The sequence below is a fragment of the Saprospiraceae bacterium genome (assembly GCA_026129545.1).
Taxonomy (GTDB): Bacteria; Bacteroidota; Bacteroidia; order Chitinophagales; family Saprospiraceae; genus M3007.
The window spans coordinates 2,761,486-2,786,637 of sequence record JAHCHX010000001.1 but is presented as its reverse complement, the minus strand read 5'-3'; the positions used below and the strand labels follow the sequence as shown (position 1 = coordinate 2,786,637).

The window sequence follows — 25,152 nt, the reverse complement described above, 5'->3', positions numbered from 1 at the left end:
TCATTGTGGTACTGGGCTTTGGCGATGGAAAGCCATCCACCGCGACAACTCTCAAATCACTGCACCCGCCTCCCCTTCCATTCATATTTTTTGAAAAACAAACTTGCCGTTCCAACGATGGGGATGTATAGCGTGTGCAGAAAAAATGACGGGACAAACCACCTCAACAAGTCCGTTCTTTTGAAGAAAAAGCACATTTCACGCAAAAAAACAAAATCGGAAAGTGCCTTGACGCTTATTTGAAAAAGCAACACCCATGCTAAAACTGGCTCAAAAACCAATACGCACAGTGCGAAGTTGAGCCAAATGCTCCAACAGAACAAAAAGACAACCAACAATGCCAGCCTGACTGGCCATTCTGTCAAGACAACATTCTTGGTGCCCCAGCGCAAGCGTTGCTGAAAAAAAGACCTCCAATCGGGTTTAGCCTCTGTGAATACCGTCGCAGAAGGGTTTTTCAAAAAAATGACGCCACCGGGCCATCGAGCCGCTATCTTCTGAAGCAGGAACATATCGTCGCCAGAAGCCAGATGCTCATTGCCGTCAAACCCCCCGACCTCCTCAAACACGGCTTTGCGATACGCGAAATTGGCCCCATTCCCCATGCGCTGCCAACCGTAGAATATACCTGCCCCCGTGATACCCATCAAACCCAGCAAATCAAGCGATTGGAAACGTTGGAGCAGATTGTGTTCGCGGTGGAAGGCGACAGGCGCGACGACTCCCTTGCGATTGGCACCCAATCCCGACACCAACAATCGCACCCAATCTTTGGGCACCTCGCAATCTGCGTCGGTGGTCACGATGACATCGCCTAAGGCATGGGCAATTCCGATTTCGATGGCCTTTTTTTTCCAAGAAAAAATAACAGTCGTAGGCGAAACAAAACGCGCTAAGCGAAGCAGGCTAACGGACAATAGGGGGTGTTGGGCAGAAAATTGCTGCACGATGCCTGCGGTGTCGTCGTCCGAATGGTCATCCACTACGATAATCTCAAGCAAATGGGCTGGATAGGAACCCTCCACAATGGATTGCAGACAGGCTTTGATGTTGGCCGCCTCGTTGCGTGCGGCCACTACCACGCTGACCCGCTCGCTGGGAACCAAATTGTTAGGGGGGCTATGCCATTCGGGCAAGGCCCGCCAGCCGTGCCGATAGAGCAGGAGCAGGCCAGCGTATGAAATTGTCCAAAGAGCGGAAACGATAAGCATACCCCAGACAAAGACAAATCCCCCGTGAACCTGAGATTCACGAGGGATTTGCGCATTTTTTGTTGGCTCACAAGGACTCGAACCCTGAATAACAGAACCAAAATCTGCTGTGTTACCATTACACCATGAGCCAATCGCTTCAAAAGCGGGGCAAAAGTAGGTCGAGATTCGCTACTGTGCAAGGTTGAGCCAAAAAAAATTCTATTTCACCCGCGTCCAATACTGCGTTCGGTAAAACGGACCCAAATAGCCTCGCACTACCAGTGTGTTGGGGTCGCCTTCCTTAAGCCAGATTTTGCAACGGTACCACTTGCCTTTTTCAGGGTCGAGGATATCTCCTGCCTGCCACATGCCTTCCTTCAAGACCATGTTGACAAGAATAATCATGTTGAGCACAGGCTGGTTTTTGCGCTCACCGGGACATTTGTCACAAAGGCGGTCAGCGCGTTCGCGCAAGAGCTTGGTGATTTTGCCATACAGTTTTCCGCCTGCCTCATAAATTTCGACATGGCTCTTTTCTTCGTTGGTTTCGTCGTCCTTTGTTTTCCAAGTGCCGAAGACGCTTTGCGTATGGGCTGCCACAAAAACAAAGATGGCGGCGAGCGTGAGCAGCGTTTTTTTCATAAAAAAGGAGGTTTGAGTTTTGTCATGAAACGGTTATCCGTAGAGTTCATAGTGAATTTGCGAGCGAGCGTAGCCCAATTCGAGCAGCAGATTGGCCACCGCCTCGTCTATCATGTTGCTCCAGCCACAAATATAGAAATCCACGTCGGGACGCACGTTTTTGTAATGCTCCATATATATTTGGTGCACATGACCCCGATAGCCCGACCAGTCGGGTTGGCGCGATAGCGCGATATCGTAGCGGAAACCGGGCATGGTTCGCGTGAGTTCTTCAAATTCGGCGCGATACAGAATGTCGCTTTCGGTGCGCGTTCCAAAAATAAGATGGATGTTCCGATGTGGCTTGCCGCTTATTTTTAGGTCGTGCAGCATACTGCGAAAGGGCGCTACCCCGGTGCCGGTGCAGATGAAAACGAGATCTTTTTCGATACTGTCGGGCAGCACAAACCCGCCGTCTGGCCCTTTGAAGCGAAGGGCCGAGCCGGGTTGCACTTCTTCGAAGAGATATTTGGTGGCGATGCCGTTGTCCGTTCGGACGATGCAGAATTCCAGCACGTTGGAGCCGTCAGGAGCGTTGGCGATGGAGTAGCTGCGCCAGCGTTGTAGGCGCTTGTCGCCGATGGGCAAATCCATCGTGATGAATTGGCCAGCTTTAAAATCAAAGGATTGCAGCTCGGGAACCTCAACGGAAAAGTGATTGACCTGTGGGGCTATCGGCTCGCTTTTTTTCACGCGGCCATCATACCAAGTAGTGGGCATTTTAAAGTGTGTGTGTTTGCCCCATTAACAGTTGTTGGTGGCATCAGGTTCAGCAACATTTGTCAGAAAGGCAACGGAAAGTCGTCGTCGCGATAACCTCCCTGAAAATCGTCCCACTCAAAATCGTCAAAATCTTCGGGTGAGGAAGGCTCTGGGTCGTCGCCTTGCAGCTCGGCATTCACGTCGGGGCGGTAAAAGTAGAGCCAAGCCATCAAGTCCTCTTCCACAGCAAATTTCCGCCAGCGGTCGCGCTCTTCATCGTAGTCCCAATCGAACTCGCTGGGTTCTTCGTCCTGTCTCAGCCATTCGTAGAATTCCTGCACAGGTGTCAATTGGGTTTCTTCCATCTGTTGCCGATGATATTCCTCCCAACTTTCCACCTCGAATTGGGCAGTGTCCTCCACTTCCTTGCAGAAGCAATTGTCAGTATCTCCCAACGGACAAATCCCTTGTGCGCGATGACAGCAGAAATCAATTTCAGCCCCAAAATCATGATGATAACGCACCGTTTCCCTATACATCCACTCCACCATGAGCGTGTAGCGCCGCCGTGCCGTGACACGCGAGGGGCATTCCCAACTGATGCGCCAAGCACGCCACAAATTTTCCAATGCTTTCAGCACATCCGTCACTTGGGCTTTTGTGAGGCGGTCCACAGGCGGAAAAGCATCGGGAGGAAGATTGAACAAATCGCTCAATCGGACAAAGCGCACATACAACCCATCTGTGGGGGTGTCGTCGTCGTCGTCGGAGAAAGGTGAGCGGAAAACATACGAGCTCGACTCTGGCGCAAGGCGTGCAGCCGCTTCCAAATCGGCGAGCAAATGAGCGAGGTAACGTTTCATGACAATAGTTGAAAACTAACGATGTTTCCGACGTTCAAAGTTGTTTCAAAAAAATGGAAGTTTGCTCGAAATACCGTAATTTTTTCAAAAAAAATTTTCGCAACGAGGAAAGACTGCGTCAGTATACATACGGAAACACGAGAGCGAAACGCCGTCGCTTCCCGCATCGGGAGCAAAAATGTGCGAAAAAACTGCAACGTTTTTCCCCCTTGTTCGTCATTGAGCCAAAAAAAATTGATATGCGCTATCTCCTACTTGTCTTGATGCTATGCTTGCCAACCCTTTTCGTCACGGCTCAATCCTGCCCCTGCACAGAGCAATTCGATTGGCTTCGCCAGAAATTGGCGCTCAACTATTCAGGCTACCGCGACAAGGTGACCTCGCACAATCAGGCCGAGTTTGACCGCCACACCGTAGGTTTTCGGGAAAAAATCAGTCAGGCGCAGTCGGATACTGCTTGCCTGAGGCTCATGCGTGAATGGGCGCAGTGGTTTCGAGACGGCCATGTGCAATTATATCAGAAGACAGGGCCAGTCTCCGACAACCCCGCCGAAATCCGCCAGCGGTTTGCGGATTGGGAAAACATCGCGCTCAGCGAAACCGAAGCCCGTGCCTATCTCGACCAAGATGGGCGCGACTCAGTGGAGGGTATCTACGACATGGCGGGGGGCAATTATCGCGTGGCTTTGGTGCGCCGCGAGTCAGCCCGGCGCGATTTTGCGGCAGTCATCCTGCAAGCCGACAGTGTGTGGTGGATGCCCGGGCAGATAAAATTTGAATTGAGGCAAAACGCCCCGGGTACGTTTGATGCCCGCTTCTTCATGCGCGACCACTCTATGCGCGATGCCACAGCGACTTTCGACAATGGGAAGCTGACTTTCTCGGATTTGGGGCCATGGCACAAGCAATACCCCGGCACACCAAGCACGCCCGAAAAGCCCCAAATTTTCACGCTCAAACAACTTGACGCGCAGACTTTGCTGCTCACCGTGCCCACCATGAACGAGACGGTACGATTAGAGCTTGACAGTCTCGTGAAAGCCAATGCATCACTTTTGGAACAAACCGAAAACCTCATCGTTGACTGCCGCAACAACGGCGGAGGGAGCGATATTACTTTTTATCCACTGCGGCCATACATCCTTGCCGGTTCGGTAAAAGGATACAGAGGGCAGATATATGCCACCGAGGACAATGTCGAGAAGTACGACCGATTGCGCAAAGACAAAGGTTGGCCCAAAAAATATCGCCGTCAATTTGCTCGCATCGCTCGAAAAATGCGCCGCAACATGGGTGGATACTTCGGCAAATGTGGCGAGGCGACCATGAGGTCCAAAAATGTGAAACCCTATCCCAAACGTGTCGCCATCCTCATCAATGGCCATTGTGCCAGTAGTTGTGAGCAGTTTGTCTATTATGCCGAACAAAGCAGCCGCGTCACGCTTATCGGCCAAAACACAGCGGGCATCATGGACTACGGCAATTTGCACAATCTTGATTTCCCCTGCAGCCAGTTCGGACTAGCCTATCCCACCTCTCGCTCTTGCCGTGTGGAGATTGGCAAGGCCATTGACGGGACTGGGATTGCCCCCGATATTCGGCTCGACGAAAAGGAAAAGGATTGGGTGGAGTATGCGCGACAGTATCTTTCGGGGAAATAATTAGGTGCCATGTTTGTCCACATGAAGTCACGAAGAGCCATAAATTCGACTTTTCCTTTGAGGCCATGCAGGATATCCTCGAACGCATAGGCCGCAACAAGTCTAATGATATGTTTCACATGCACAAACAGGAAGGCACACAAGACAACCTCTTCGTAGAAAGTTGGAAAACCAACTCACGCAACAATTGGTCAAATTGGTAGAGGATTTCAGCCTTGATGTGTCCACTCAGGTAAAAGCAGCCTAACCCTCCCCCCCAAACCTTTCACGCAACATCTTCTTTAACGCCAGCATCTCATCCCTGAACTGCGCTGCCGTAATGAAGTCCAAATCCTTCGCGGCTTTCTTCATTTTTGACTCCGACTCGGCAATCATTTTTTCCAACTGGCTGCGGGTCGCATAAGCCACCACTGGCTCGGCCGCGAGGGTAATTTCATCTTTTTCAACGTAGTATTTCGTCGGCTCCGAGCCGCGAATGTCGAGGATACTGCGCGTGGCGAGGATTTGTTCCTTCGTTTTGGTCACCGTCGTCGGCGTGATGCCGTGCTCCTCGTTGTAGGCAATTTGAATGGAGCGGCGGCGGTTGGTCTCGTCTATCGTGTTGCGCATCGAGTCGGTGATTTTGTCGGCGTAGAAGACGACGAGGCCGTTCGAGTTGCGGGCGGCGCGGCCGGCCGTTTGTGTGAGCGAGCGGGCATTTCGCAGAAAACCCTCTTTGTCGGCATCCAAAATGGCGACAAGCGAAACTTCCGGCAAGTCAAGTCCTTCGCGCAGGAGGTTCACGCCAATCAACACGTCGAACTCGCCGAGCCGGAGGTCGCGCAGGATTTCCACCCGCTCCAAAGTCTCCACTTCCGAGTGGATGTAGCGGCAACGCACGCCAACTTTGGCAAAATAATTCGCCAGTTCTTCGGCCATGCGTTTCGTCAAAGTCGTGACCAAAGCCCGTTCGCCGACCTCCGTGCGTTTTTGAATTTCTTCCAGCAAATCGTCAATCTGATTGAGCGAAGGCCGCACTTCGATGGGCGGGTCGAGCAGGCCGGTGGGGCGCACCAATTGTTCCACCACAACGCCTTCCGTTTTTTCCAACTCGTAATCGCCCGGCGTGGCGCTCACGAAAATCACCTGATTTATCATGCCCTCGAACTCCTCGAAACTGAGCGGACGGTTGTCCATCGCCGAGGGCAGGCGGAAGCCCCAATTGACGAGCGACTGCTTGCGCGAACGGTCGCCGCCCCACATCCCGCGCACCTGCGGAATGGTGACGTGGCTCTCGTCCACAATCATCAGGTAGTCGTCGGGGAAATAGTCGAGCAGGCAAAAGGGGCGCGTTCCCGGCTCGCGGCGGTCGAAGAAGCGCGAGTAGTTTTCGATGCCGGAGCAGTAGCCGAGTTCTTTTATCATTTCAAGGTCGAACGACGTGCGCTCGCGGATGCGGCGGGCTTCCGCCAGTCGGCCTTCAGAGATGAAGTATTTTTCCTGCGCCGTCATTTCGTCCTGAATAGCTGCCATGATTTCGGTCAGGCGTTCTTTTGGCGCAACGTAGAGATTGGCGGGGAAAATGGCGGCCTCGTTCATGGCGTTGACGCGCTTGCCCGATTGCAATTCAATGCTTTCGATGCTCTCGATTTCGTCGCCAAAAAAAATGACGCGGTAGCCCCAGTCGGCGTAAGGCAGGTTGATGTCCACCGTGTCGCCGCGCACGCGAAAGGTGCCGCGCGCGAAATCCGTCTCCGTGCGCGAGTAGAGGCTGTCCACGAGCGAGTAGAGGAACTGCGTTTTGTTCAACTTCATGCCCTTGTGCAAGCGGATGATGCCGATGGCGTAGTCGTCGGGGTTGCCCATGCCGTAGATGCAGGAGACGGAGGCCACGATGATGATGTCGCGCCGACCGGAGAGCAGCGTGGAGGTCGCTTTCAGGCGGAGTTTGTCCACCAACTCGTTGATTTGCAAATCCTTCTCGATGTAAGTGTCCGTCACCGAGATGTAGGCTTCGGGCTGGTAGTAGTCGTAGTAGGAGACAAAATACTCCACCGCGTTGTCGGGAAAAAAGGTCTGGAACTCGCCGTAGAGTTGGGCGGTGAGGGTTTTGTTGTGGGTCAGCACCAGCGTCGGTTTGTTCAGTTGGGCGACGACGTTCGCCATCGTGAAGGTCTTGCCGGAGCCGGTGACGCCGAGCAAAACCTGCGCGCGTTCGCCGCTTTTCACGCCGTTCACGAGTTGCTCGATGGCCTGGGGCTGGTCGCCGGTGGGCTGGTAGTGGGAAGTGATTTTGAAATTCATAAGCCCACAAATTTCGGGGTTTTTGGCGGAGTTTTTAAAAACTTTTTGTGTTGGAAAAGTTGGGGAGGGGGAGAATTTTTGTGGGGTTTTGTTTGGTGGGTGGGCGGGGTGGGGGTATTTTTGGGCGATTTTCATAAAAACGGCTGCGTGGCAAAAAAATGAAATACGCATTAGTAAATGGTACAAAAACAGAAGCGACCAAAGGCGTCAAAGGTGTTTGTCCAATTTGTAATTCAGAATTGATTGCAAAATGTGGAGAACGTAAAGTAAACCATTGGGCACATAAAGGAACTCGGAATTGCGACCCTTGGTGGGAACCAGAAACCGAGTGGCATCGTACTTGGAAAAATAACTATCCTGCTGAGTGGCAAGAAACAATTTTATTTGAAGAACAGACAGGCGAAAAGCATATTGCAGATGTTCGAACGGTTCATAATCTCGTAATTGAGTTTCAGCATTCACATATTAATCCACAAGAACGCACCTCACGAGAGAGGTTCTACAAAAATATGGTCTGGATTGTTGACGGGACTCGCTTACAAAGAGATTATCCTCGCTTCCACAAAGGAATAGGAAATTTTAGGAGAACAAATCAACAAGGTGTGTATTCTGTGGATTTTCCTGACGAAGTTTTTCCGAGAAGTTGGCTCAATAGTTCAGTTCCTGTAATTTTTGATTTTTGTGGTCTATCTACAATCGCGCAAGACGAAATTAAAAATACTTTATGGTGCTTATTGCCTCAAAAAGATGTGATACGAGCTGTTGTCGTTGGATTAAGAAGAAAAGATTTTGTTCAGATAACACATAATAGAGGTCAATTATTTCCAGAGCCCGAGAAACCACAACAAAGACAGATAACAGCACCACAACAACAATTAAAAGTTCAAATAAGACGTAGAGAAGACACGCATTATTATGACCAAAAAAGAGGAAGATTTGTAAAAAAGAGACGTTTATGAATACGGCGTATAATTCTTGCCGTTGTTGGCGGCTATGCCTGCCCCCTCCCCACCCCCAGCAACGTATCCGTCGGAATGTTCAAGTGCTTGTGCAGGGCGAGTATCATTTTGGCCGTGCGTTTGCGTTTGCCGCTCAGCACTTCCGCTTAGGTGTGGCATCAGAAAATGCTTTCTTTTTGGCTATAAGTTCCGCAACCGGATGCGAACAATCTCGCCCGCGTTTTCCGCCACAAGAATAAATGGAATAGAAAAATCAAGTTCGGAGGCGAGAATAGCGGCAAAAGTTTCTACATGAACTTCCGGCGATTCGTGGCCGGGGCGCAGGTAAACAACTCCGTAGAAAGGCACGTTGTCCCGAAATATCAAAGTACCGAAATCGCTGTCTTCGGAGATAACGACCCGTTGTTCGGCGAGCGCGAGTTCGAGAATTGCCCGGTCGCTAAGCCGAAACAAACGCTCCTCTTTGATGTCGAACACATCAAGCCCCTCCGCTCGCAGGAAAGCGACCAGTTCCTTATCAATGTTTTCGTCGGTCAGGAAACGGAGTTGACGGGTATTCATGTCTGTGCGTGGGTGCGGACTTCAATTACGACTTCGTTGCGAGCAAAACGCGCCGCGTAACGGATGGCTTCTCTGACAAGTTCGGGCGTCAGAAGGGGGTGTTTCCGGGCGATGCTTTCAGGCGTGCCGCCCGTGCCAAGCCAATCCATGATGATTTCCACGCTGATACGTGTGCCTGCTATGCAGGGTTTGCCGCCAAGAATTTCCGGTTCAGACACGATATTGGGAAACGGATTCGTCATGTGCCTTTATTTTTCCACAAAAATAAGTGTTGTTATGAAGTCTTGTCTTTTTTCTTTGCCCCTCACTGTGCAGCCCTCCCCACCCCCAGCAGCGTATCCGTCGGAGTGTTCGAGTGCTTGTGCAGAGCGAGAAACCCATCTACCATCTTGTAACCGCCGACTTTCAATCGGCGGCCAGGCGAATCCTACCAACTACATCTATCATCTTTACCGAACATCCGCATCAAGAAACCAGATGTTGATGCTTTGTAAAGATGATAGATGAAAAGAGAAGTGGCGTGCCCCGCCATTTCAATGGCGGGTTACAAGATGATAGATGTGTTTTCTTGTTCCCACAAGTCTTCCTTTCTCAACACGAAAAATCAGGAACGGCAAACGGCGGCTGCAAAAGTTTTTGTGTGAAAGGTGTTCGATTGGCTGCGATTAAAAAACTTTTTGTTTTTTAAATTTTGTTTGTTTTACTTTCGCCCTAAATTTTTCCACTGCTTTTCTTAACATAAAGGCTATGTCAAATGCAGCAAAAAAAGAGTTGCCGCCCGCACAACGCGAAGCACTCTTCGACACCTTGAAAACCCGTTTTGAAAAAAACATGAACCGTCACAAGGGCTTAGAATGGGCTAAAGTGCAGGCGAGGCTCGACGCGAATCCTGAAAAACTTTGGTCGCTCCATGTCATGGAAGAAACCGGCGGCGAACCGGATGTCGTCGGTCATGATGCGAAGACGGGCGAATACATTTTTTACGATTGCTCGGCGGAAAGCCCCAAAGGTCGCAGAAGTGTTTGTTACGACCGCGCAGCGTGGGAGTCGAGGAAAGAGCATAAGCCAGCAGATAACGCGATGGATATGGCGGCTGCCATGGGCATCGAGATTTTATCGGAAGAACAATATCAGGAGCTCCAGAAACTTGGAAATTTCGATGCGAAAACGTCGAGCTGGCTGAAAACTCCTATCGACATTAGAAAACTCGGTGGCGCCATTTGCGGTGATTTTCGATACGGCAGGGTTTTCATAGGTCACAATGGCGCAGAATCTTACTATGCCGTCAGGGGATTTCGCGGCTCGCTGAGAGTTTAATTTCCCCTATACTATAGCGACGTTATGTGCGTCGTGACAAACACTCAGGCTATGTCTGCTACCCGCCCCCAGCAGCGTATCCGTCGGAATGTTCAAGTGCTTGTCCACAATAAATGAACGCGTTGCGTTTATTTGCCTCCTCCATATCTCGTCGCTTTGTCTAAATACGGCTGTCCTTTTTCTGGCTGCCCCATGTCTTTGTAAGCAGACCCGATGTAGTTGAGCAGCGTCACGTTTTGTGGGTCATATTTCAGTGCCTCCTCCCATTGCTCGATGGCGGCGGGAAAATCGCGCTTCATCGCCATCACGGCACCGAGGTTGCGCCGCGCATCCACGAATCGAGGGTCGAATTTGATGGACTCCCGGTACACCCGTTCAGCCTCGTCCAATTGATTGCGAAGGAAATAGATGAACCCCATGTTGGAGAGCACCTTTGCGTCGTTGGGCCTGTATTTGAGTGATTGTTGGTAGTCGTCGAATGCTTGATCGTACTTTTTCAATCGGAAATAGGCCAAGCCCCTGCTGCCGTATGCATCGTGATATTGCGGGTAGAGTTGGATGGCTTTGGTGTAGGCATCTATGCCTTTGAGCACCCATGTCGAGTCGAGCACTTCGCCCGTTGCTTCGTCGAGGCCCTTTTTGGTCAGTTCGAGGGCGTGGTGGTAGTTCAATTTGGCACCGTTGGGCGAATGACCGATATCGGCGGCATACAGGGTGCCGCTGTCAAACCAAGCCGGGTTGCGGCTGATTGTTTTCACGCTATATGTTGCCAAAAGAATGCCTGCCGCGCCCCAAAGTGCGATGCCTTTGCCGTTGGGGTTCCAAATCTCGCGCAAGTCGTTGACATTGAACAAGCGGCAAAACAAATAAGCCACCGCGAAGGCAAACCCAAGTGATGGCACATACAGCAAGCGTTCGCCATAAGATGTGCCTATTTGAATCAATACATTGCTGAAAAGCGAAAACGTGATGAGGTAGAAGAGTGCTGCGAAAGAGAGAAAGTGCTTTTGCTTGAGGTGGAGCAGCGCCCAGATGCCCATACCGAGATAGGTCAGCACCCCCAACACGGCCCGCCAATCGGCAAATGTGACAGGCGTCATTTGGGGGTAGCCCATATCGTGGACGAGCGGGTGGGGCAGTACGAGCGTCCACAGATAGCGGCCGCACATCATGAATGCTGAGGCGAACCTTTCGCCTTGGTTGGCAGCGCCGACAATGAAGTTGTCGAGCACCGAAAAAATTTCCTTGTGTTGCTGCGCCGCGATGACGTTTTGGCGAGCCATCAAAAACACTGCCGCCGGCAGTAGCATCAGGGCTGTCAGCCGAAGGTTTTTGCCTAGTGAAAGAGAAGTGAAAAACCACATCGTAAGCGGAAAAACCGCGAGAAACGTGATGGCGCTTTCTTTGCAAAAAAGACCAAAGCCGTAAAAAGCAACCGAGGCCAAAAGCCAAGCGCCATGCTTGTTGTCGAAATAGCGCCACAGTGCATAAAGAGAAGCCGTACAGCTCAACAAGGCCAGTATCTCGTCCACGCTTTTGATGTTGGCCACCACCTCCGTATGAACCGGATGCGCCATGAAAATCAAGACCGCCAAAGCGGTCAGGACGGGTGGGTAATTTGTCAAAATCCGGCGCCAAGTGACCCAAAGCAGCCAACCCGTCAAGGCGTAGAGCAACACATTTATCAGGTGGGCAAAGTGCGGGTCGTCAGGGGCGATTTGCCACTGCCAAGCAAAAAGCGTGAGCGGGATGGGGCGATACAGCGAGCCGGGGCTGCTCCAGACCCCATAGCGATATTCGGTGGTGAAGATGGTGCCGATGTTTTTCAGGCCGCCCTTCACGACCCAGTTTTCCTTGATGCTCGAAAAATCGTCAAGACAATAATCGTGTTGCAAGGTGTTGGCATAGAGCAAAAAGCCGAGGGCGGCGGCAAGCAGACCGACCAACCATCCGAGCCTGATTGCGTGCGCGGGCGCATGTATTTTGGGGGGGCTGACGGAAGGCTTGTTTTTCTGAACGGGGCGGGGGGGAGGAGCAGATTTGGCAGATTTTCGCTTCGACATGGCGCATTGATTTTTCCTGAAAAAACCAGCGCCGAAGGTAAGGAGATGCCCAAGAATTTTTTAAACCCCAACAACACACTGCCCAACAAAGCGGTTTTTCCTATACTTGCCTTTTTTGACACTATAAATACGGTTCAATGCCTCTTTTTTCATCTTTCAAATGTCTTCCCCTTGTGTGGGGCACATGGCTGATGTGTGCCCCGGCGCTGCTTTTGGCCCAACGCGGCGTGGATGAAAACCCGCGCAACGAGAGCCTCGCACTGGACGATAATATACGCTCTGCGCAGCTCTATCTCGCAGGGGCGCCACTTTCGCTCCCCATTGTTGACCTCAATGCCCGCGACAATGTGCTGATACTTGAATTCGACCATTTGGGCACCGATTTGAAAGACTACATCTACACCATCGTGCATTGCAACAGCGACTGGCAACCTTCGCAACTCTCTGACCAAGAATACATCGATGGCTTCCCCGAAGACCGTATTTTTGATATAGAGAGCTCCATCAACACGCTTTATCAATACACCCATTACACCCTCTCCTTGCCCAACCAGAACATGCGGTGGGCGCGGTCGGGCAATTATTTGCTGAAAATTTTTGACAACGACGACAACCGAAGGCTGGTGCTGGCGCGGCGTTTCATGGTGGCAGAACCACAGTGGCGCGTGGAGGCAAAATTCGTCAGCCCGGCAGTGGTGAGCAAGCTCAACACGCACCACGAGATTGATTTCACGGTGGCATTTCGGGGCGTTCGTATCGCCAATCCCCAAAATGACGTAAAGGCTTTTGTGCTCCAAAATGGCCGCTGGGACAATGCCATTGGCCCGCTCAAGCCCTTCGTCGCGCGAGGCGAGTCGCTGGTCTACGACTATCAGGATGTGGTGGTTTTTCCGGCGGGCAAAGAGTGGCGATATTTCGATATGCGCTCTTTCGAGTATCGCGGCGACCGGGTGAAGGCCATCAACAACACGGGCGACTACTACGAAGTGACGCTGCTCACCGACCAAGACCGGGCGGGCAGCACCGTCTCCGAACGGATTGATTTGAATGGGCGATACTCCATTGAAAACCAAAACTTCAACCAGACCGTGTTGCAATGCGATTACGCAAAAGTGTTGTTTTCCGTCAGCCAAAACGCGCCTATTTTCGACCGCGACGTGTATGTGTTCGGAGAGCTGACGAATTGGCAACTGAAACCCGAATGGAAGATGGACTACAGCCCAGAAGCCAAGGCATATTTTGTGGAATCACCGCTGTTGAAACAGGGGTTTTACAACTACGAATATCGCGTGGTGAACCCCCTCACGGGCGACATTGACTTGGCGGGCGTGGAAGGCAATTGGTACGAAACCAGCAACCTTTACACCATTCTGGTCTATCACCGGCCATTTGGCGAGCGATACGACCGACTAATGGTGGCCACTTCGTTCGATTCGAGGAGCCGGCAGTGAGGAACGACACTCATCGGGTCACGAACTTACCGTCCGATTCCACGCGCCCGTTGACCGATACCGTGTAGAAATAGAACCCACTTGGCAAGTCGTGTTCCCAAGTGTATTGATTTTCGCCATTCGCGGGCGGGGTGGGTGTTTGAATGTGAGCCAGCAATTTCCCAGCGGCATCATAAACACGCAATCGGACTTGGTCGCCCCGGCGGACGTAGTATTTGAAAGTGAGCGCACCGTCGGTCGGATTAGGGAACACCAAGGTCTTAAAATATCGGCTCGGCGAATAGTCCTCTGCGTTCAAGGTCGCCATCTTTCCATCCATCCATTCCAAGCGATGGACGAGCCAATTTTTCAAATAATCAACATGCTGCTGATAAGTGCCGCAACAGAACGCATTGGGCCATACCCATGTATGCAGCACCGGCCATCGCTGCCAATTGCGCACCTGTGCCTGCGACACCACCCCCGTCAGCGAATCAACCATGCTAGTCACGTGGGTGGTCGCCAGCAAATCGCCGCGCAATTCCTTCCATCGGCTGTGAAGTCGCTGACGAAAAGATGGGTCGTTCCACAAGGTGCGCCACCAAAAGTGGATGACCCAGCCGTCGTTGGGGCAGTGGTTGTTAAAGTCAATGGCCCAGCCGGTGTACGTCTCTCCATTGCAATAATTGGCGTTGCCCATAGCGATATTGAAGTCCCAAACTGGCCCTGCGTGCAGGCGCTCGTCTTTGCTGTCTTTGTCCTTGTGAAAAAAAGTGCTAAGTCGGTAGGCATCCACGTTTTTCGTCAGCTCGTTGATAATGACAAAATCAACAAACGACTGAACATCAAGGTATTTTGGATAGCCATTTGCCGAATCGGCGAAATCCGGCGAGGCCATCAGATTTTCAAAATCCGTCATCCACGTCCTGATGTATTGCCTTTGAGCGGGTTGAATATCGCTGGGTTTTGGGAAATGAAAATGATAATCGGTATTTTGCCAAGCGCCGGGTTGGGGGGGATAAGGGGATGTCCACCCGCCCGTTTGTGAGCCAGTGGATTTGTCCATCTTGATGATGTACCCTCCCGTCAGGTCGTCGCCAGACAGGTCGGTGGCGGTCAGGTTGGCGATGTTGACGCGATTTTTGTCGCGTTTGATGCGCTCCGTCACGAGGTAGATGCCTTCATAGCTGCCATTGAGCACCAATTCGACGAATCGGGTGCGCGAAGCCCAAGGCATGATGCGGCGGGCCATTTCGAGCGTGAAAGCATCGCGCACAAGGCTCTTGTCGTTGAAAGGCGCGAGAAAAGCCCAGTCGTTCTCGGCAGGCATACCTAGAAGCTCGACGTTCAGATTGTTGCCGTTGGCATCGCGGGTTTCCACGGCGTAGGGTTTTTTGTCCGACAAGTCCTGCGAGGTACTGCCCCTTCGTTCAATGCCAATGAAGCCATCATAGCCATTGGGGGCATCGTTGATATGGTTGCTCTGTCCGATACCATTGTCAATGACCTTCATCTGTGCCGTTATCTTTGGCTCATCCGGTATGGATTGGCCATTGGTGGAGATGATGACGATAGGCAAATTGGACGATTGAAAATTGACTTGACCAAAAATGACGGCGGGATAAATCCAGCAAAGCAGTAGTGTTTTTTTCATGGCGGAGACTTTTGTCCATGCAAATTTGAACAAACCAATTGACAAACCAGCAATAAAACTCCACCAAGCCCCCCATGGACGCTCGTTTTTACAATTCGTCCAAGTCATACAACCTGTACGTCTGAATGGCCTCCTCCAATCGCCTCCCAAAATCGGGCACCTCGGACACACCGCGTTTTGAGAGCTCCTTCGCCCATTTTTTCCAGTCTTTACCTGCCGATTTTTTCACGCCCCCGTACCACTCTTGGCTGGTCAGGTGTATGCTGAAATCACGAAAGCTAGCCCAAGCCGTCTCGTAGCGCCGCAAGCAGCGTTCATCTATTTGTGCCGTGCCGCCCTCCCAATCGGACGAACAGGGCAGGGCAAAGAAATTGTTGGTGCGATTCACCCATTCGGCCTTGCCAGCCGTGCTATTCACAAAAGCGCAACCCAGCAACACAGACGAAGGAATGCCAAATTTCTTTCGCTCGCTGATGGCGACCTGCTCGAAGCGCCGAACGAAAGCAATGGATGCCGCCTTGTCGGCCACCGGCTTGGCCGATTTCGCGGGCGCTTCCGACGAAAAATCAAGCATCGCTTGCGCCTCCGTGTCCGTGTATTTTTCTATTTTGGCGGCAGGTTGCTCCTTTTGGCTCGGGGTGGCGGAACCGCTCGATTTGGAAGGCACAAATTTTCTTCCAATGGCCATCAAAAGCAGCAGCACAAGCGCAATGGTAAACCAATTTGTTTTTAAAAATTTCCAGTTCATAGCCGATTCGTTTTACAACGTTTTTTATTAAATTGTTTCAAATTGAACCTCTTGTCGAGGAATTGGCAAAAATTTAGAGCAAATGTAAAACACTTTGTTTTTAATTCAAAGCATTTTTTTGAAAAAATCATACACACCCTCCACTTGTCAAACACCATGCTTCCATGACCCTCTCCAACGCTTCGAACGCTTTAAAAAAATACTTCGGCTACGATGCCTTTCGCCCGTTGCAAGCAGAAATAATCGAAGCCGTTTACAACAAACGCGACGCGCTCGTGCTGATGCCCACGGGCGGCGGAAAAAGCATCTGCTATCAGATACCAGCGATTACGCTTGAAGGCGTGGCGGTGGTGGTCAGCCCACTTATCGCGCTGATGAAAGACCAAGTCGAGGGGCTGAGCGCAACGGGTATTCCCGCAGCGTTCATCAATAGCACGCTCACTTCCGAACAAACACGCAACGTGGAAAACGCACTCATGGCAGGCTATGTCAAGTTGCTCTACGTCAGTCCTGAAAAGCTGGTGTCGCAAAATTTTCAGCCCTTGCTCAAGCGGCTCAAAATCAGTCTTTTCGCCGTGGACGAGGCGCATTGCATCTCTGCTTGGGGGCACGATTTCCGCCCCGAGTACACCCAGCTCCGTTTTTTGAAAGAACAATTCCCCGACGTGCCCATCCTGGCGCTCACCGCCACCGCCGACAAACTGACCCGAAAGGACATCATCGGGCAACTTCAATTGCCCGACCCTGCCATTTTTATAGCCTCTTTCGACCGCCCCAACATCAAACTGACGGTGCGGCCCGGCCAGCGGCGATTGGAACAAATCATCGAGTTTTTGAAACAGCACCCCCAACAATCAGGCATCATTTACTGCCTCGCGCGAAGGACTTGCGAAGAACTTGCCGACAAGCTCAACGCACGCGGATTCAAAGCCGCCCACTACCATGCGGAAGTGCCACCCGCGCAGCGCAGCAAAACTCAAGAGGATTTCATCAACGACCGCACGCCCATCATCTGCGCCACCATCGCTTTCGGCATGGGCATTGACAAGAGCAACGTGCGCTTCGTGATTCACTACAATATGCCGCGCAATCTGGAAGGCTACTATCAGGAAGTGGGGCGCTCAGGTCGCGATGGTTTGCCAGCCGATGCGTTGCTGTTCTTTAGCTATCAAGACGTGATGGTCTATCGCGACATGATTGAGCAAGGCGAGGCGGACGACACGCAGAAAGAGCTGAAAACAGCCAAACTCAATCGGATGTACCAATTTGCCGAAGCCCCCGTCTGCCGCCGAAAGACCGTGCTGTTCTACTTCGGCGAGACTTACGACCGCAACTGCGGCAACTGCGATGTGTGCCTCAATCCGCCGCGTCAGTTCGATGGCACCATTGCTGCCCAAAAGGCCCTATCGGCCATCATGCGCACCAAAGAAAGCGTGGGCATGAACATGCTTGTTGACATCTTGCGCGGCAGCCAACGACGCGACATTTTTGAGCACAAGTACAACGAAATCAAGACTTACGGCGCTGGCAAAGAGCACACCTTCGACGATTGGCTCTACCTGCTATCCCAAATGCTGCATATCGGCCTCGTCGAGATTGCTTACGATGAGCACAACTGCCTGAAAGTGACCGATGAGGGGAAAAAAGTACTGTTCGAAGGCAAAAAGGTATCGCTTGCGATGCCGCAGCCGAAAGTAAAAAGCAAGCCCGGCGAGAAGCTGCCGGTGATGCCCGAAAAGTCGAAATCACAGATGTTGAAGGAAGAGCTCTTTGGGCGCTTGGTTGCCCTGCGTCGCAGCCTTGCACAAGAGCAAGGCGTGCCGCCATATCTCATCTTCAGCGATGCCACCCTAGATGATATGGCTGACAAACGCCCCTTTACCGATGCCGACCTGTTGCAAGTCAGTGGTGTGGGCGAGCGCAAGCTGCAACTTTTTGGCGATGCTTTTATCGGTGAAGTACGGCGATTCGTGCTGGAAAAAACGGAGGAGGGCAATCGCATCACGGGCAGCACTCAGCTCATTTCCTTCAACTTGTTCCAAAAAGGGCATCTGGTGGAGGAAATCGCCGAGATGAGGGGCATCAGCGCCCTTGCGGTAGCAGGCCATTTGGCCACCATGTACGAACGCGGCGAAACGCTCGACATCAGCCAGTGGGTCTCGCCGGAGGAACGCGACATTATTCAAGGTGCCTTGCCCATGTTTGCGGAGCCATTCGCCATGAAGGAGATATTCGAGCATTTTGGCGGGCGATTCAACTACGACAAAATTCGGTTCGCCATCGCTGACTACAAGCGCCATCGAGGTTGACGCGCGATGCCACCAAGGTGTGGCAGGGGTAGGGGCAAAAAAAATGCGGCGCTCGTTTGCGCCGCACGGTTTCCCGTATATAATCTCATGAAAAGTTTCGAATCAGGTGGTCAATGAATTTGCCGCTTCTTTTCATATCGCCGCCGTTTGTTCTCATTGACGATACAAAAGTGCGGGAGGTTGTCCCATCTGCAAAGGACAAAAATAGGCGTTTGTTGAATGGTTTTCGAGGGTTTAGAAGTTGTGTTTTTTTCAATTTTGTTTAAAAAATTACGGTTTTGAATCTTAATTTAAAAAAAAATATGACAGGCGGACGAGGTTATAGAGGTGTTTTGTTGAAAATTTGTTTCGTTGGATAAAAAACTATTGAGTGATTTTTTTTAAAAAAACGTGGTTGCGGGTCCGCAAAGACCAAAAATCGTGAGCACAATTAGGCTGTTGATTCTCCTGAACGCTTTCAGCATGGCTACTGATTTAGCATGTTTTTTTCGCCTAAGCGAGTGGGTTGTACCTTATTGCGAAGAGAGAGTAGCTGGGCGCGAGGTATATGGCGGTCGGAATATGGTCTATGGTTGGATTCCGAGTCAGGAAGAAAATCTTGCCCTTACGAGTAGGCACAAAAAAAACGCGGCGCTCGTTTGCGCCGCGTCGGATTTCCCGTATATAATCTCATGAAAAGTTTCGAATCGAGTGGTCAATGTTTGCCGCTTCTTTTCGTTTTGCCGCCGTTCTCTTTCATTGACAGTACAAAAGTGCGGGTAGTTGGCACAAGTGCAAAGAACATAAAAACGAATTTGTTGAATGGTTATCGGCGCGAGTTTTTTACTAAATCATGTCGTTCTTTGATAAAAGAGCCTTTTTTGACTCAAAAGGGACATATTTATATGCTGAAAAACAAGGCAAAGTTTGAGGGTTTGTTGAAAATTTGATTGTCAAAAAAACTTAATTTTTTTAGAAAAAAAATTTTGAGGAGAAAAAAAATCAAGCCTGTCTCCTGTTTTCACTCCATTTCGAGCAACAATTGGCCTTTATCTACCGCTGCGCCTTGTTGCACCATCACCGCTTTCACCTGTCCATCGTTGGCGGCTTTTATCACGTTTTCCATCTTCATGGCTTCGAGTATCAAGAGCGGGTCGCCCTTTTGCACGGTTTGCCCGGAAGCTGCCATGACGGTGAGGACAAGGCCGGGCATGGGAGCCTTCACGGTGTTTGTTTTTTTGCCGCTGTTTGCGTGAAGGCCGAGTTGTTGAACAAGTCGTTCGTAGTGGTCGGCGATTTTCACCTGATAGTTTGCGCCATTTATCCTGAGTGTGAAACGTCGGGTGGCGTAGTCTGCCTCCAGCAATTCGGCGCGAATGGAGCGCCCGTTGTGCAAAAGGTGGAATTGTCCATCTGCTTCGGCGAGCAGGTCCAAATTTTTGGCATCCTCCGGGAGGGCATCGAACTCATGTCGGTCGTTGACGGAGATGAGAAAAGGCTCTGTGAACATGGGTTGTGATTGATATTGCGTACGAGGGGGCTTTCAAAAGACCTTGCATGTGAGCACGGTAATGTCGTCGGGGTAGGGCTGGCGCTCGCGGTAGTGTTCGATGTGGGCTAGCAATTTGGTATTGAGTTCCTTGGCGCCGAGCGCGGTATGCGCTCGCAGGAAAGTAATTAGTTTTTCCTCGCCGAACTCTTCCCCTGATTTGTTGCTCACGTCGGTGAGGCCGTCTGTGTAGGAGAAGATGAGTGCCTCGCTGGTAAGGCAGAGGCTCCCGATTTCGAGGAACGGCAGCTCTGGGAGCCAGCCCAGCACGGTGCACCCGTTTTTGAGGGGGAGCACCTCGCCATCCGCGAGCAACAACGGCGGGGTGTGGCCTGCGTTGATGTAGTGAAGCGTGCGGTTGGTGGGGTCGTATTTGGCGAGGAAGAGCGTGATGAACTTGTCGCCTTGCGTGACGCGATAGACGGCGGCGTTCAGTTCCTGCACGATTTCTTCCAAAGTGGGTCGGCGTGTGATGAGCGCGTGAAAGTTGGCCTGAAAATTTGCCATCAGCAGGGCTGCCGACACGCCCTTGCCCGTGATGTCGGCGATGCAAAAGGCAATTTTGCCGTCGGGGTATTCCACCACGTCGTAGTAGTCGCCGCCCACCGCGAAGTGTGGCTTATAGATGCTCGAGAGCTGATATTTTTTCCCGGCAGGGAGGCGCGAGGGCACGAGGGTGCGCTGAATTTCGGCAGCCACTTCCACCTCGCGGTTGAGGACTTCTTGGCGGAGCTGCTGTTTGAACAGGCGCTTGTTCTCAATGGCCACCGCAATCACGTTGGTAATAGTGGTGACAAACTGCACCTTGTTGTACACGTCGTCCTCGTCGCCAAACCCTCCCACGAAAGCGTAGGCAATCGGCTCGTTCTTGTGCATCACGGGTATGACGAGGTCGAACTCTCGAATCAGCGGATGACTGCTGCCCTCCACGCCCTGCTTGGTGCGGAAATGGGTGAGCTCGTCGTTCACGTCGTGTTCGAGCAGGCGTTCATCAAAGCCCGAGAAGCTCATGCACTCCCACCGGCCAGCCTCTTTGAAAAAAAGCGCCATTTTGCGGATGCCAATCTCCCAGCGGAGAAAGGAGCTGTACATATTGAACAGCCCGTCTGCAGCCACGTTTTCGTTGATGGCTTGCGTGATGGTGAGCAAGCTGTTGATTTGCAGCTGCTTGAGGTTGACTTCGCGCTCTAATTTTTCAATCCTCGAAAGGGTTCTCTTTATTTCCTGTAATTCAGGCATCAGTTTTAAAAATTCATCGGAAAGGTACGGATACCTATATTTTTGCCATGCTTTTTCCTTAAAAATCTAAAACTTGTGACATTTGCACCCGCAAAGCCGTCATTAGTTGCTTTTTGTTCGCTGTCGCGGTTTTCGACTCTACGAACTGACAACGAACAACTAACAACAAGAAACGAACAACCATCAGCAACCAACAACGAGCAACCAACAACGAGCAACCAACAACGAGCAACCAACAACGAGCAACCAACAACGAGCAACCAACAACGAGCAACCAACAACGAGCAACCAACAACGAGCAACCAACAACGAACGAAGATTTATGGAAGACTTAGCCAAAACAATGACCGAAGCGAAGGCCCACATGGATAAGGCCCTCGAACACCTCGACCACGAACTCGTCAAACTGCGCACAGGCAAGGCATCCACAAGCCTCATCGCCGACCTCATGGTAGAATACTACGGTGCGCCCACTCCGCTTCCACAAGTCGCCAACGTGCAAGTGAGCGATGCTCGCACCATCGTGATTCAACCCTGGGAACGCAATATGCTGGGGCCTATTGAGCGCGTCATCATCAACGCCAATCTCGGCATCACGCCGGCCAACGACGGAGAAGTCATTCGTCTCATGGTGCCACCACTTACGGAGGAACGTCGCAAGGAATTGGTGAAAAAAGCCAAACACGCTGGCGAGGAAAGCAAAGTTGGGGTGCGCAACGCCCGCCACAAAGCCCTCGACCACATCAAAAAAGCAGTGAAGGAAGGGGTGCCCGAAGACATGGGCAAGCGCAAGGAGACCGAGCTGCAAGACCTCGTGAACAAATATGTGGAACAGGTGGACAAAATCGTGGCCGCCAAGGAAAAAGAAATAATGACCGTTTAACTCAAACGGTGCTCGACGCACGATTCACGGTACACGGAAAAACTCCGCACCGTGCACTGTGCACCGTGCACCGTGAACCGTTTCAATAATGAACTTAGAAAAATACCTCGTCGTCGCGGGTGTTCCGGGCGTACACAAATTGATTGCCACGCGAGCCAACGGCGTCGTCATTGAAGACCGAAAAGAAAAACGCACACGCTTCGTGCCTGCCCGACAGCAACAAATAACCCCCCTTGCCACGGTCAGCATCTTCACGGACACGGAGGAAGGCACGGTGTTGCTCACCGATGTCTTTCAAAAAATGCTCGACCAGCTCGAGGAAAACCCTCCCGTGAGCCTCGATTCGGCAAGCCCGATTTTCCGCGACTATTTTACCAAAATTTTGCCCGAACACGACCGCGACCGAGTGCACATCAACGACATCAAAAAGTGCATCAAGTGGTTCAACTTCATGCGCGAAAACGGCATATTTGAAGAAGCCAAACGCGAGGCGGAAGCAGCTGAAGCTGCTAAAGAGGAAGACAAGAAAAAAGAGGAAACCGCCGAGACACAAAAAGATTGATTCGATTAACGTGATTGAATCGAACTCAATCGGCCCAATCGGAACAATCGGAGTACCAATCGGCTCAATCGAATCAACCAACTCAATGTACAAAGGAAAAAAAGTCGTCGTTGTGCTGCCCGCTTACAACGCCGCCAAAACACTCGAAAAAACATACCGCGAAATCCCCCTCGATTTGGTGGATGAGGTGATTCTCTGCGACGACCATAGCCGTGACAACACGGCGACGCTCGGCAAGCAATTGGGCATCCGACACATTATCATCCACGAAAAAAACACTGGCTACGGCGGAAACCAAAAATCGCTCTACAACAAGGCGCTGGAACTGGGGGGCGATATCGTCATCATGCTCCACCCCGACTACCAGTACACGCCGAAGCTCATCCCCTCCATGGTGAACATCATCGGCGAAGACCTCTACCCAGTGGTGCTCGGCTCCCGCATACTCGGCATGGGCGCGCTCAAAGGCGGTATGCCGCTCTACAAATACATTTTCAATCGGCTCCTGACACTCACCCAAAACCTGCTCATTCGCTACAAACTCTCCGAGTATCACACAGGTTATCGCGCCTTCAGCCGCGAGGTGCTGGAGACCATCAACTTCAATGGCAACTCTGACGACTTTGTGTTTGACAATGAGATGCTCTCCCAAATTGTCTATGCAGGCTTCGACATTGGCGAGGTGACTTGCCCGACCAAATACTTTGAAGAGGCTTCAAGCATCAATTTTCGCCGCAGCATGAAATACGGTCTTGGCGTGTTGCGTGTGTCGTGTTCGCATTTTCTGCAACGACTGGGGCTGGCAAAGTTCGAGATGTATCGGCGAATGAAGTGAGCAGGTCCCCTCACCGCGCCACGACCACTTTCCGCGTGGTCACCACCCGCCCCGATTCGGCCACGAACCGGAAGAAGTACACCCCGGCTCCGAGGCGGCTGACATCAATGCGCTGCGTGGTCTGCGCCGCGGCCCAGAGACCGGCGCGCACCACCTGACCCGATGGCGCCACCAGCTGCCAGCGACCCTCCATCGGATGGTGGAGGCTGACGAGCACCTCGTCGGTGGCGGGGTTGGGAGAAAAGCCAATAAAATCTGGTTCTTTTTCGCCTGTATGGGATGAACTTACGGTCTCACAGGTATCATCCTCGCTCCATTGCTTGTAATGTGGCATATTGGGCATGGTGTTGCCGTTTCTCGCTGCCAGTTCGAGGGCATATTGTTGCAAATCACAATCCGCCCCATAGCAGTTTGGGCTATTGATTACATGAAGGTGCCTGTTGGGCGCCCTCCCAGCAATGTATATCTTCCCATCTGGCGCTAGCCTCGCTTGGCAAAAACGTGTCGTTGCAAGAATGTCTGGGGGGGTATTTAACTCTCCGACAAGAATCCGGCTACTGGATATATCGGAAGCCGATATGTCGAATTGCCAGAGTTTATTATGGCATGGGGCATAAATAAAGCGAGAGTTAGAGGAAAAGGCTGCGCCGTTAAAGTTAAAAGTGTCTTGCCCAAAGTCTATTTTTATCGGATTGCTTAACGTGGCGGTATGGTCATCAAAATCAAAGATGCTCAGGCCAAAATAGAAGTTGCCTCTCGCATATTTTAGGTTGTTGGGAGAAAAAACAGCTTGCCCTTGTGGGTCATTATCTCCCCATATCTGCCCGACACATTGGATAAAAGCGGTATCAACCCCGTTCTCAGTTAGCAAAAACGTCCAGTAGCAATTGGAATGTGACTTTGGCTGTATGACCCACCAGTCTTTCCCGTTGGCATGCCTTGCGGCCTGTATCATCCCCCTTGAAAAGGTGTCTTGCAAAAGGACCACATTTTTCTCTACCACCCTCCCCAGCCCATTTTCCATCGCCATGTCTATCACGGAAAAATAGAGTGTAACCGGAGCCAGCGGGAAGAACGGCTGCATGAAATAAGGGTCGCCGATGTCCGTGTAGAACAGGTAATACAGGTGGGAGCTGCCGGGCTTTGGCAAGGCTATAATACCTTGAATTAACGGATTGCCCCCGGTTTTGCAGAAGCTGGCTTCCAAGAGGTCTTTCCCGATAGAGTCTCCATTGGCCATCACCTGATGGGCGGCGTTGGCGATGTAGCAGCCGTTGGAATAGAACAGCAACCTGCCCACGGAATCGCACATAATGGCACAGGAGCCTTCAAATTCCATTTGTTTGTTGACAGGCTCAATTTTCAGCGTGTCGCCATTGAAATTGAGGATAGTGCCGGAAGGGTAAGGGCTGTTGAACCGCCCAAAAATCAATTGATTGCCGTAGCCTTGTTGAGCATTTGCAGAAAATGCAGACAAGATAAAGAGCGAGAAAAAAGAAAGCACGAGGCGCATGACCTTACGAAAGTTTGTGTGGCAAAAAAGAGCAGGCCAGCTCGGTGTAGCTCCGTGCGCACGCTCGAAAACGCGACACCCTTACAAATGTCGGCAAGCCGACGGTGAGAAGCAAGGGAGCGCGAAAAAACTTAACAGTGGGGAGAATGGCGGCATGGCGTGCCTGCC

21 protein-coding genes and 1 tRNA gene are annotated in these 25,152 nt (G+C 51.5%); 8 read left to right on the top strand and 14 right to left on the bottom strand.

The genetic code is table 11. The annotated features are described in order from the left end of the window. Nucleotides 1–56: 56 nt before the first annotated feature. The 5 genes from KIS77_10720 to KIS77_10700 form a co-directional block, all read right to left on the bottom strand. Nucleotides 57–1,211 (bottom strand): glycosyltransferase, encoded by a 1,155-nt coding sequence (locus KIS77_10720; GenBank protein ID MCW5922810.1) that lies wholly within the window; start codon nt 1,209–1,211, stop codon nt 57–59. Nucleotides 1,212–1,273: 62 nt separating this feature from the next. Next, nucleotides 1,274–1,344 (bottom strand) — tRNA-Gln (locus KIS77_10715). A 68-nt stretch (nt 1,345–1,412) separates the two neighbouring features. After that, entirely contained in the window at nt 1,413–1,835 is a 423-nt protein-coding gene (locus KIS77_10710; protein ID MCW5922809.1) for a DUF2147 domain-containing protein, read from the bottom strand. A 33-nt stretch (nt 1,836–1,868) separates the two neighbouring features. Beyond that, nucleotides 1,869–2,594: an FAD-dependent oxidoreductase gene (locus tag KIS77_10705; GenBank protein MCW5922808.1), complete on the bottom strand. Its 726-nt coding sequence runs from the start codon at nt 2,592–2,594 to the stop codon at nt 1,869–1,871. A gap of 62 nt (nt 2,595–2,656) precedes the next feature. After that, a complete protein-coding gene (locus KIS77_10700; GenBank protein MCW5922807.1) occupies nt 2,657–3,439 on the bottom strand; it encodes a hypothetical protein in 783 nt (260 codons plus the stop codon). Nucleotides 3,440–3,678: 239 nt separating this feature from the next. On the opposite strand from KIS77_10700, the gene KIS77_10695 reads away from it, so the two are divergent. Further along, nucleotides 3,679–5,100, top strand: a complete 1,422-nt coding sequence (locus KIS77_10695; GenBank protein ID MCW5922806.1) for a hypothetical protein — start codon at nt 3,679–3,681, stop codon at nt 5,098–5,100. Between the two features lie 243 nt (nt 5,101–5,343). Here the strand turns inward: KIS77_10695 and uvrB are convergent, their stop codons facing one another. Further along, nucleotides 5,344–7,383 (bottom strand): excinuclease ABC subunit UvrB, encoded by a 2,040-nt coding sequence (gene uvrB / locus KIS77_10690; protein ID MCW5922805.1) that lies wholly within the window; start codon nt 7,381–7,383, stop codon nt 5,344–5,346. 158 nt (nt 7,384–7,541) lie between these two features. On the opposite strand from uvrB, the gene KIS77_10685 reads away from it, so the two are divergent. Then, entirely contained in the window at nt 7,542–8,342 is an 801-nt protein-coding gene (locus tag KIS77_10685) for a hypothetical protein (GenBank protein MCW5922804.1), read from the top strand. 180 nt (nt 8,343–8,522) lie between these two features. Here the strand turns inward: KIS77_10685 and KIS77_10680 are convergent, their stop codons facing one another. Then, nucleotides 8,523–8,903: a DUF5615 family PIN-like protein gene (locus KIS77_10680; GenBank protein ID MCW5922803.1), complete on the bottom strand. Its 381-nt coding sequence runs from the start codon at nt 8,901–8,903 to the stop codon at nt 8,523–8,525. Next, a complete protein-coding gene (locus tag KIS77_10675; GenBank protein MCW5922802.1) occupies nt 8,900–9,145 on the bottom strand; it encodes a DUF433 domain-containing protein in 246 nt (81 codons plus the stop codon). Before KIS77_10675 ends, KIS77_10680 begins: the two co-directional genes overlap by 4 nt. Nucleotides 9,146–9,650: 505 nt before the next feature. On the opposite strand from KIS77_10675, the gene KIS77_10670 reads away from it, so the two are divergent. Continuing rightward, nucleotides 9,651–10,220 carry a DUF4256 domain-containing protein gene (locus KIS77_10670; GenBank protein MCW5922801.1) on the top strand — a complete coding sequence of 190 codons (570 nt, stop codon included), beginning with the start codon at nt 9,651–9,653 and terminating at the stop codon, nt 10,218–10,220. A gap of 128 nt (nt 10,221–10,348) precedes the next feature. Here KIS77_10670 and KIS77_10665 read toward each other — a convergent pair whose 3' ends face one another. Then, nucleotides 10,349–12,283 carry a tetratricopeptide repeat protein gene (locus KIS77_10665; protein MCW5922800.1) on the bottom strand — a complete coding sequence of 645 codons (1,935 nt, stop codon included), beginning with the start codon at nt 12,281–12,283 and terminating at the stop codon, nt 10,349–10,351. Between the two features lie 137 nt (nt 12,284–12,420). Between KIS77_10665 and KIS77_10660 the strand changes: the two genes are divergently transcribed. Continuing rightward, a complete protein-coding gene (locus tag KIS77_10660) occupies nt 12,421–13,734 on the top strand; it encodes a DUF5103 domain-containing protein (protein ID MCW5922799.1) in 1,314 nt (437 codons plus the stop codon). Between the two features lie 10 nt (nt 13,735–13,744). Here KIS77_10660 and KIS77_10655 read toward each other — a convergent pair whose 3' ends face one another. Further along, nucleotides 13,745–15,367 (bottom strand): CotH kinase family protein, encoded by a 1,623-nt coding sequence (locus KIS77_10655; protein MCW5922798.1) that lies wholly within the window; start codon nt 15,365–15,367, stop codon nt 13,745–13,747. Between the two features lie 88 nt (nt 15,368–15,455). Further along, on the bottom strand, nt 15,456–16,115 hold the full coding sequence (locus KIS77_10650; protein MCW5922797.1) for a glucosaminidase domain-containing protein: 660 nt from the start codon (nt 16,113–16,115) through the stop codon (nt 15,456–15,458). 164 nt (nt 16,116–16,279) lie between these two features. Here KIS77_10650 and recQ point away from each other — a divergent pair, with 164 nt between their 5' ends. Next, nucleotides 16,280–18,424 (top strand): DNA helicase RecQ, encoded by a 2,145-nt coding sequence (gene recQ, locus KIS77_10645; GenBank protein MCW5922796.1) that lies wholly within the window; start codon nt 16,280–16,282, stop codon nt 18,422–18,424. 1,000 nt (nt 18,425–19,424) lie between these two features. On the opposite strand, the gene KIS77_10640 is transcribed toward recQ, so the two are convergent. Then, entirely contained in the window at nt 19,425–19,913 is a 489-nt protein-coding gene (locus tag KIS77_10640) for an acetyl-CoA carboxylase biotin carboxyl carrier protein subunit (protein MCW5922795.1), read from the bottom strand. Nucleotides 19,914–19,946: 33 nt separating this feature from the next. Then, a complete protein-coding gene (locus tag KIS77_10635) occupies nt 19,947–21,191 on the bottom strand; it encodes a SpoIIE family protein phosphatase (protein MCW5922794.1) in 1,245 nt (414 codons plus the stop codon). A 322-nt stretch (nt 21,192–21,513) separates the two neighbouring features. Here KIS77_10635 and frr point away from each other — a divergent pair, with 322 nt between their 5' ends. The 3 genes from frr (at nt 21,514) to KIS77_10620 (ending at nt 23,471) form a co-directional block, all read left to right on the top strand. Further along, entirely contained in the window at nt 21,514–22,074 is a 561-nt protein-coding gene (gene frr / locus KIS77_10630) for a ribosome recycling factor (GenBank protein ID MCW5922793.1), read from the top strand. Between the two features lie 88 nt (nt 22,075–22,162). Further along, the gene (locus KIS77_10625; protein ID MCW5922792.1) at nt 22,163–22,636 is read left to right on the top strand and encodes a hypothetical protein; all 474 of its coding nucleotides are present in this window, start codon (nt 22,163–22,165) and stop codon (nt 22,634–22,636) included. A gap of 85 nt (nt 22,637–22,721) precedes the next feature. Next, on the top strand, nt 22,722–23,471 hold the full coding sequence (locus KIS77_10620) for a glycosyltransferase family 2 protein (protein ID MCW5922791.1): 750 nt from the start codon (nt 22,722–22,724) through the stop codon (nt 23,469–23,471). Between the two features lie 10 nt (nt 23,472–23,481). Here the strand turns inward: KIS77_10620 and KIS77_10615 are convergent, their stop codons facing one another. Then, entirely contained in the window at nt 23,482–24,984 is a 1,503-nt protein-coding gene (locus KIS77_10615; protein MCW5922790.1) for a T9SS type A sorting domain-containing protein, read from the bottom strand. Nucleotides 24,985–25,152: the final 168 nt, after the last annotated feature.

Excerpts from the sequence above, each read along its gene's own strand:
- KIS77_10720 (MCW5922810.1), bottom strand. The coding sequence starts at position 1,211 with ATGCTTATCGTTTCCGCTCTTTGGACAATTTCATACGCTGGCCTGCTC.
- KIS77_10710 (MCW5922809.1), bottom strand. The coding sequence starts at position 1,835 with ATGAAAAAAACGCTGCTCACGCTCGCCGCCATCTTTGTTTTTGTGGCA.
- KIS77_10705 (MCW5922808.1), bottom strand. The coding sequence starts at position 2,594 with ATGCCCACTACTTGGTATGATGGCCGCGTGAAAAAAAGCGAGCCGATA.
- KIS77_10700 (MCW5922807.1), bottom strand. The coding sequence starts at position 3,439 with ATGAAACGTTACCTCGCTCATTTGCTCGCCGATTTGGAAGCGGCTGCA.
- KIS77_10695 (MCW5922806.1), top strand. The coding sequence starts at position 3,679 with ATGCGCTATCTCCTACTTGTCTTGATGCTATGCTTGCCAACCCTTTTC.
- uvrB (MCW5922805.1), bottom strand. The coding sequence starts at position 7,383 with ATGAATTTCAAAATCACTTCCCACTACCAGCCCACCGGCGACCAGCCC.
- KIS77_10685 (MCW5922804.1), top strand. The coding sequence starts at position 7,542 with ATGAAATACGCATTAGTAAATGGTACAAAAACAGAAGCGACCAAAGGC.
- KIS77_10680 (MCW5922803.1), bottom strand. The coding sequence starts at position 8,903 with ATGAATACCCGTCAACTCCGTTTCCTGACCGACGAAAACATTGATAAG.
- KIS77_10675 (MCW5922802.1), bottom strand. The coding sequence starts at position 9,145 with ATGACGAATCCGTTTCCCAATATCGTGTCTGAACCGGAAATTCTTGGC.
- KIS77_10670 (MCW5922801.1), top strand. The coding sequence starts at position 9,651 with ATGTCAAATGCAGCAAAAAAAGAGTTGCCGCCCGCACAACGCGAAGCA.
- KIS77_10665 (MCW5922800.1), bottom strand. The coding sequence starts at position 12,283 with ATGTCGAAGCGAAAATCTGCCAAATCTGCTCCTCCCCCCCGCCCCGTT.
- KIS77_10660 (MCW5922799.1), top strand. The coding sequence starts at position 12,421 with ATGCCTCTTTTTTCATCTTTCAAATGTCTTCCCCTTGTGTGGGGCACA.
- KIS77_10655 (MCW5922798.1), bottom strand. The coding sequence starts at position 15,367 with ATGAAAAAAACACTACTGCTTTGCTGGATTTATCCCGCCGTCATTTTT.
- KIS77_10650 (MCW5922797.1), bottom strand. The coding sequence starts at position 16,115 with ATGAACTGGAAATTTTTAAAAACAAATTGGTTTACCATTGCGCTTGTG.
- recQ (MCW5922796.1), top strand. The coding sequence starts at position 16,280 with ATGACCCTCTCCAACGCTTCGAACGCTTTAAAAAAATACTTCGGCTAC.
- KIS77_10640 (MCW5922795.1), bottom strand. The coding sequence starts at position 19,913 with ATGTTCACAGAGCCTTTTCTCATCTCCGTCAACGACCGACATGAGTTC.
- KIS77_10635 (MCW5922794.1), bottom strand. The coding sequence starts at position 21,191 with ATGCCTGAATTACAGGAAATAAAGAGAACCCTTTCGAGGATTGAAAAA.
- frr (MCW5922793.1), top strand. The coding sequence starts at position 21,514 with ATGGAAGACTTAGCCAAAACAATGACCGAAGCGAAGGCCCACATGGAT.
- KIS77_10625 (MCW5922792.1), top strand. The coding sequence starts at position 22,163 with ATGAACTTAGAAAAATACCTCGTCGTCGCGGGTGTTCCGGGCGTACAC.
- KIS77_10620 (MCW5922791.1), top strand. The coding sequence starts at position 22,722 with ATGTACAAAGGAAAAAAAGTCGTCGTTGTGCTGCCCGCTTACAACGCC.
- KIS77_10615 (MCW5922790.1), bottom strand. The coding sequence starts at position 24,984 with ATGCGCCTCGTGCTTTCTTTTTTCTCGCTCTTTATCTTGTCTGCATTT.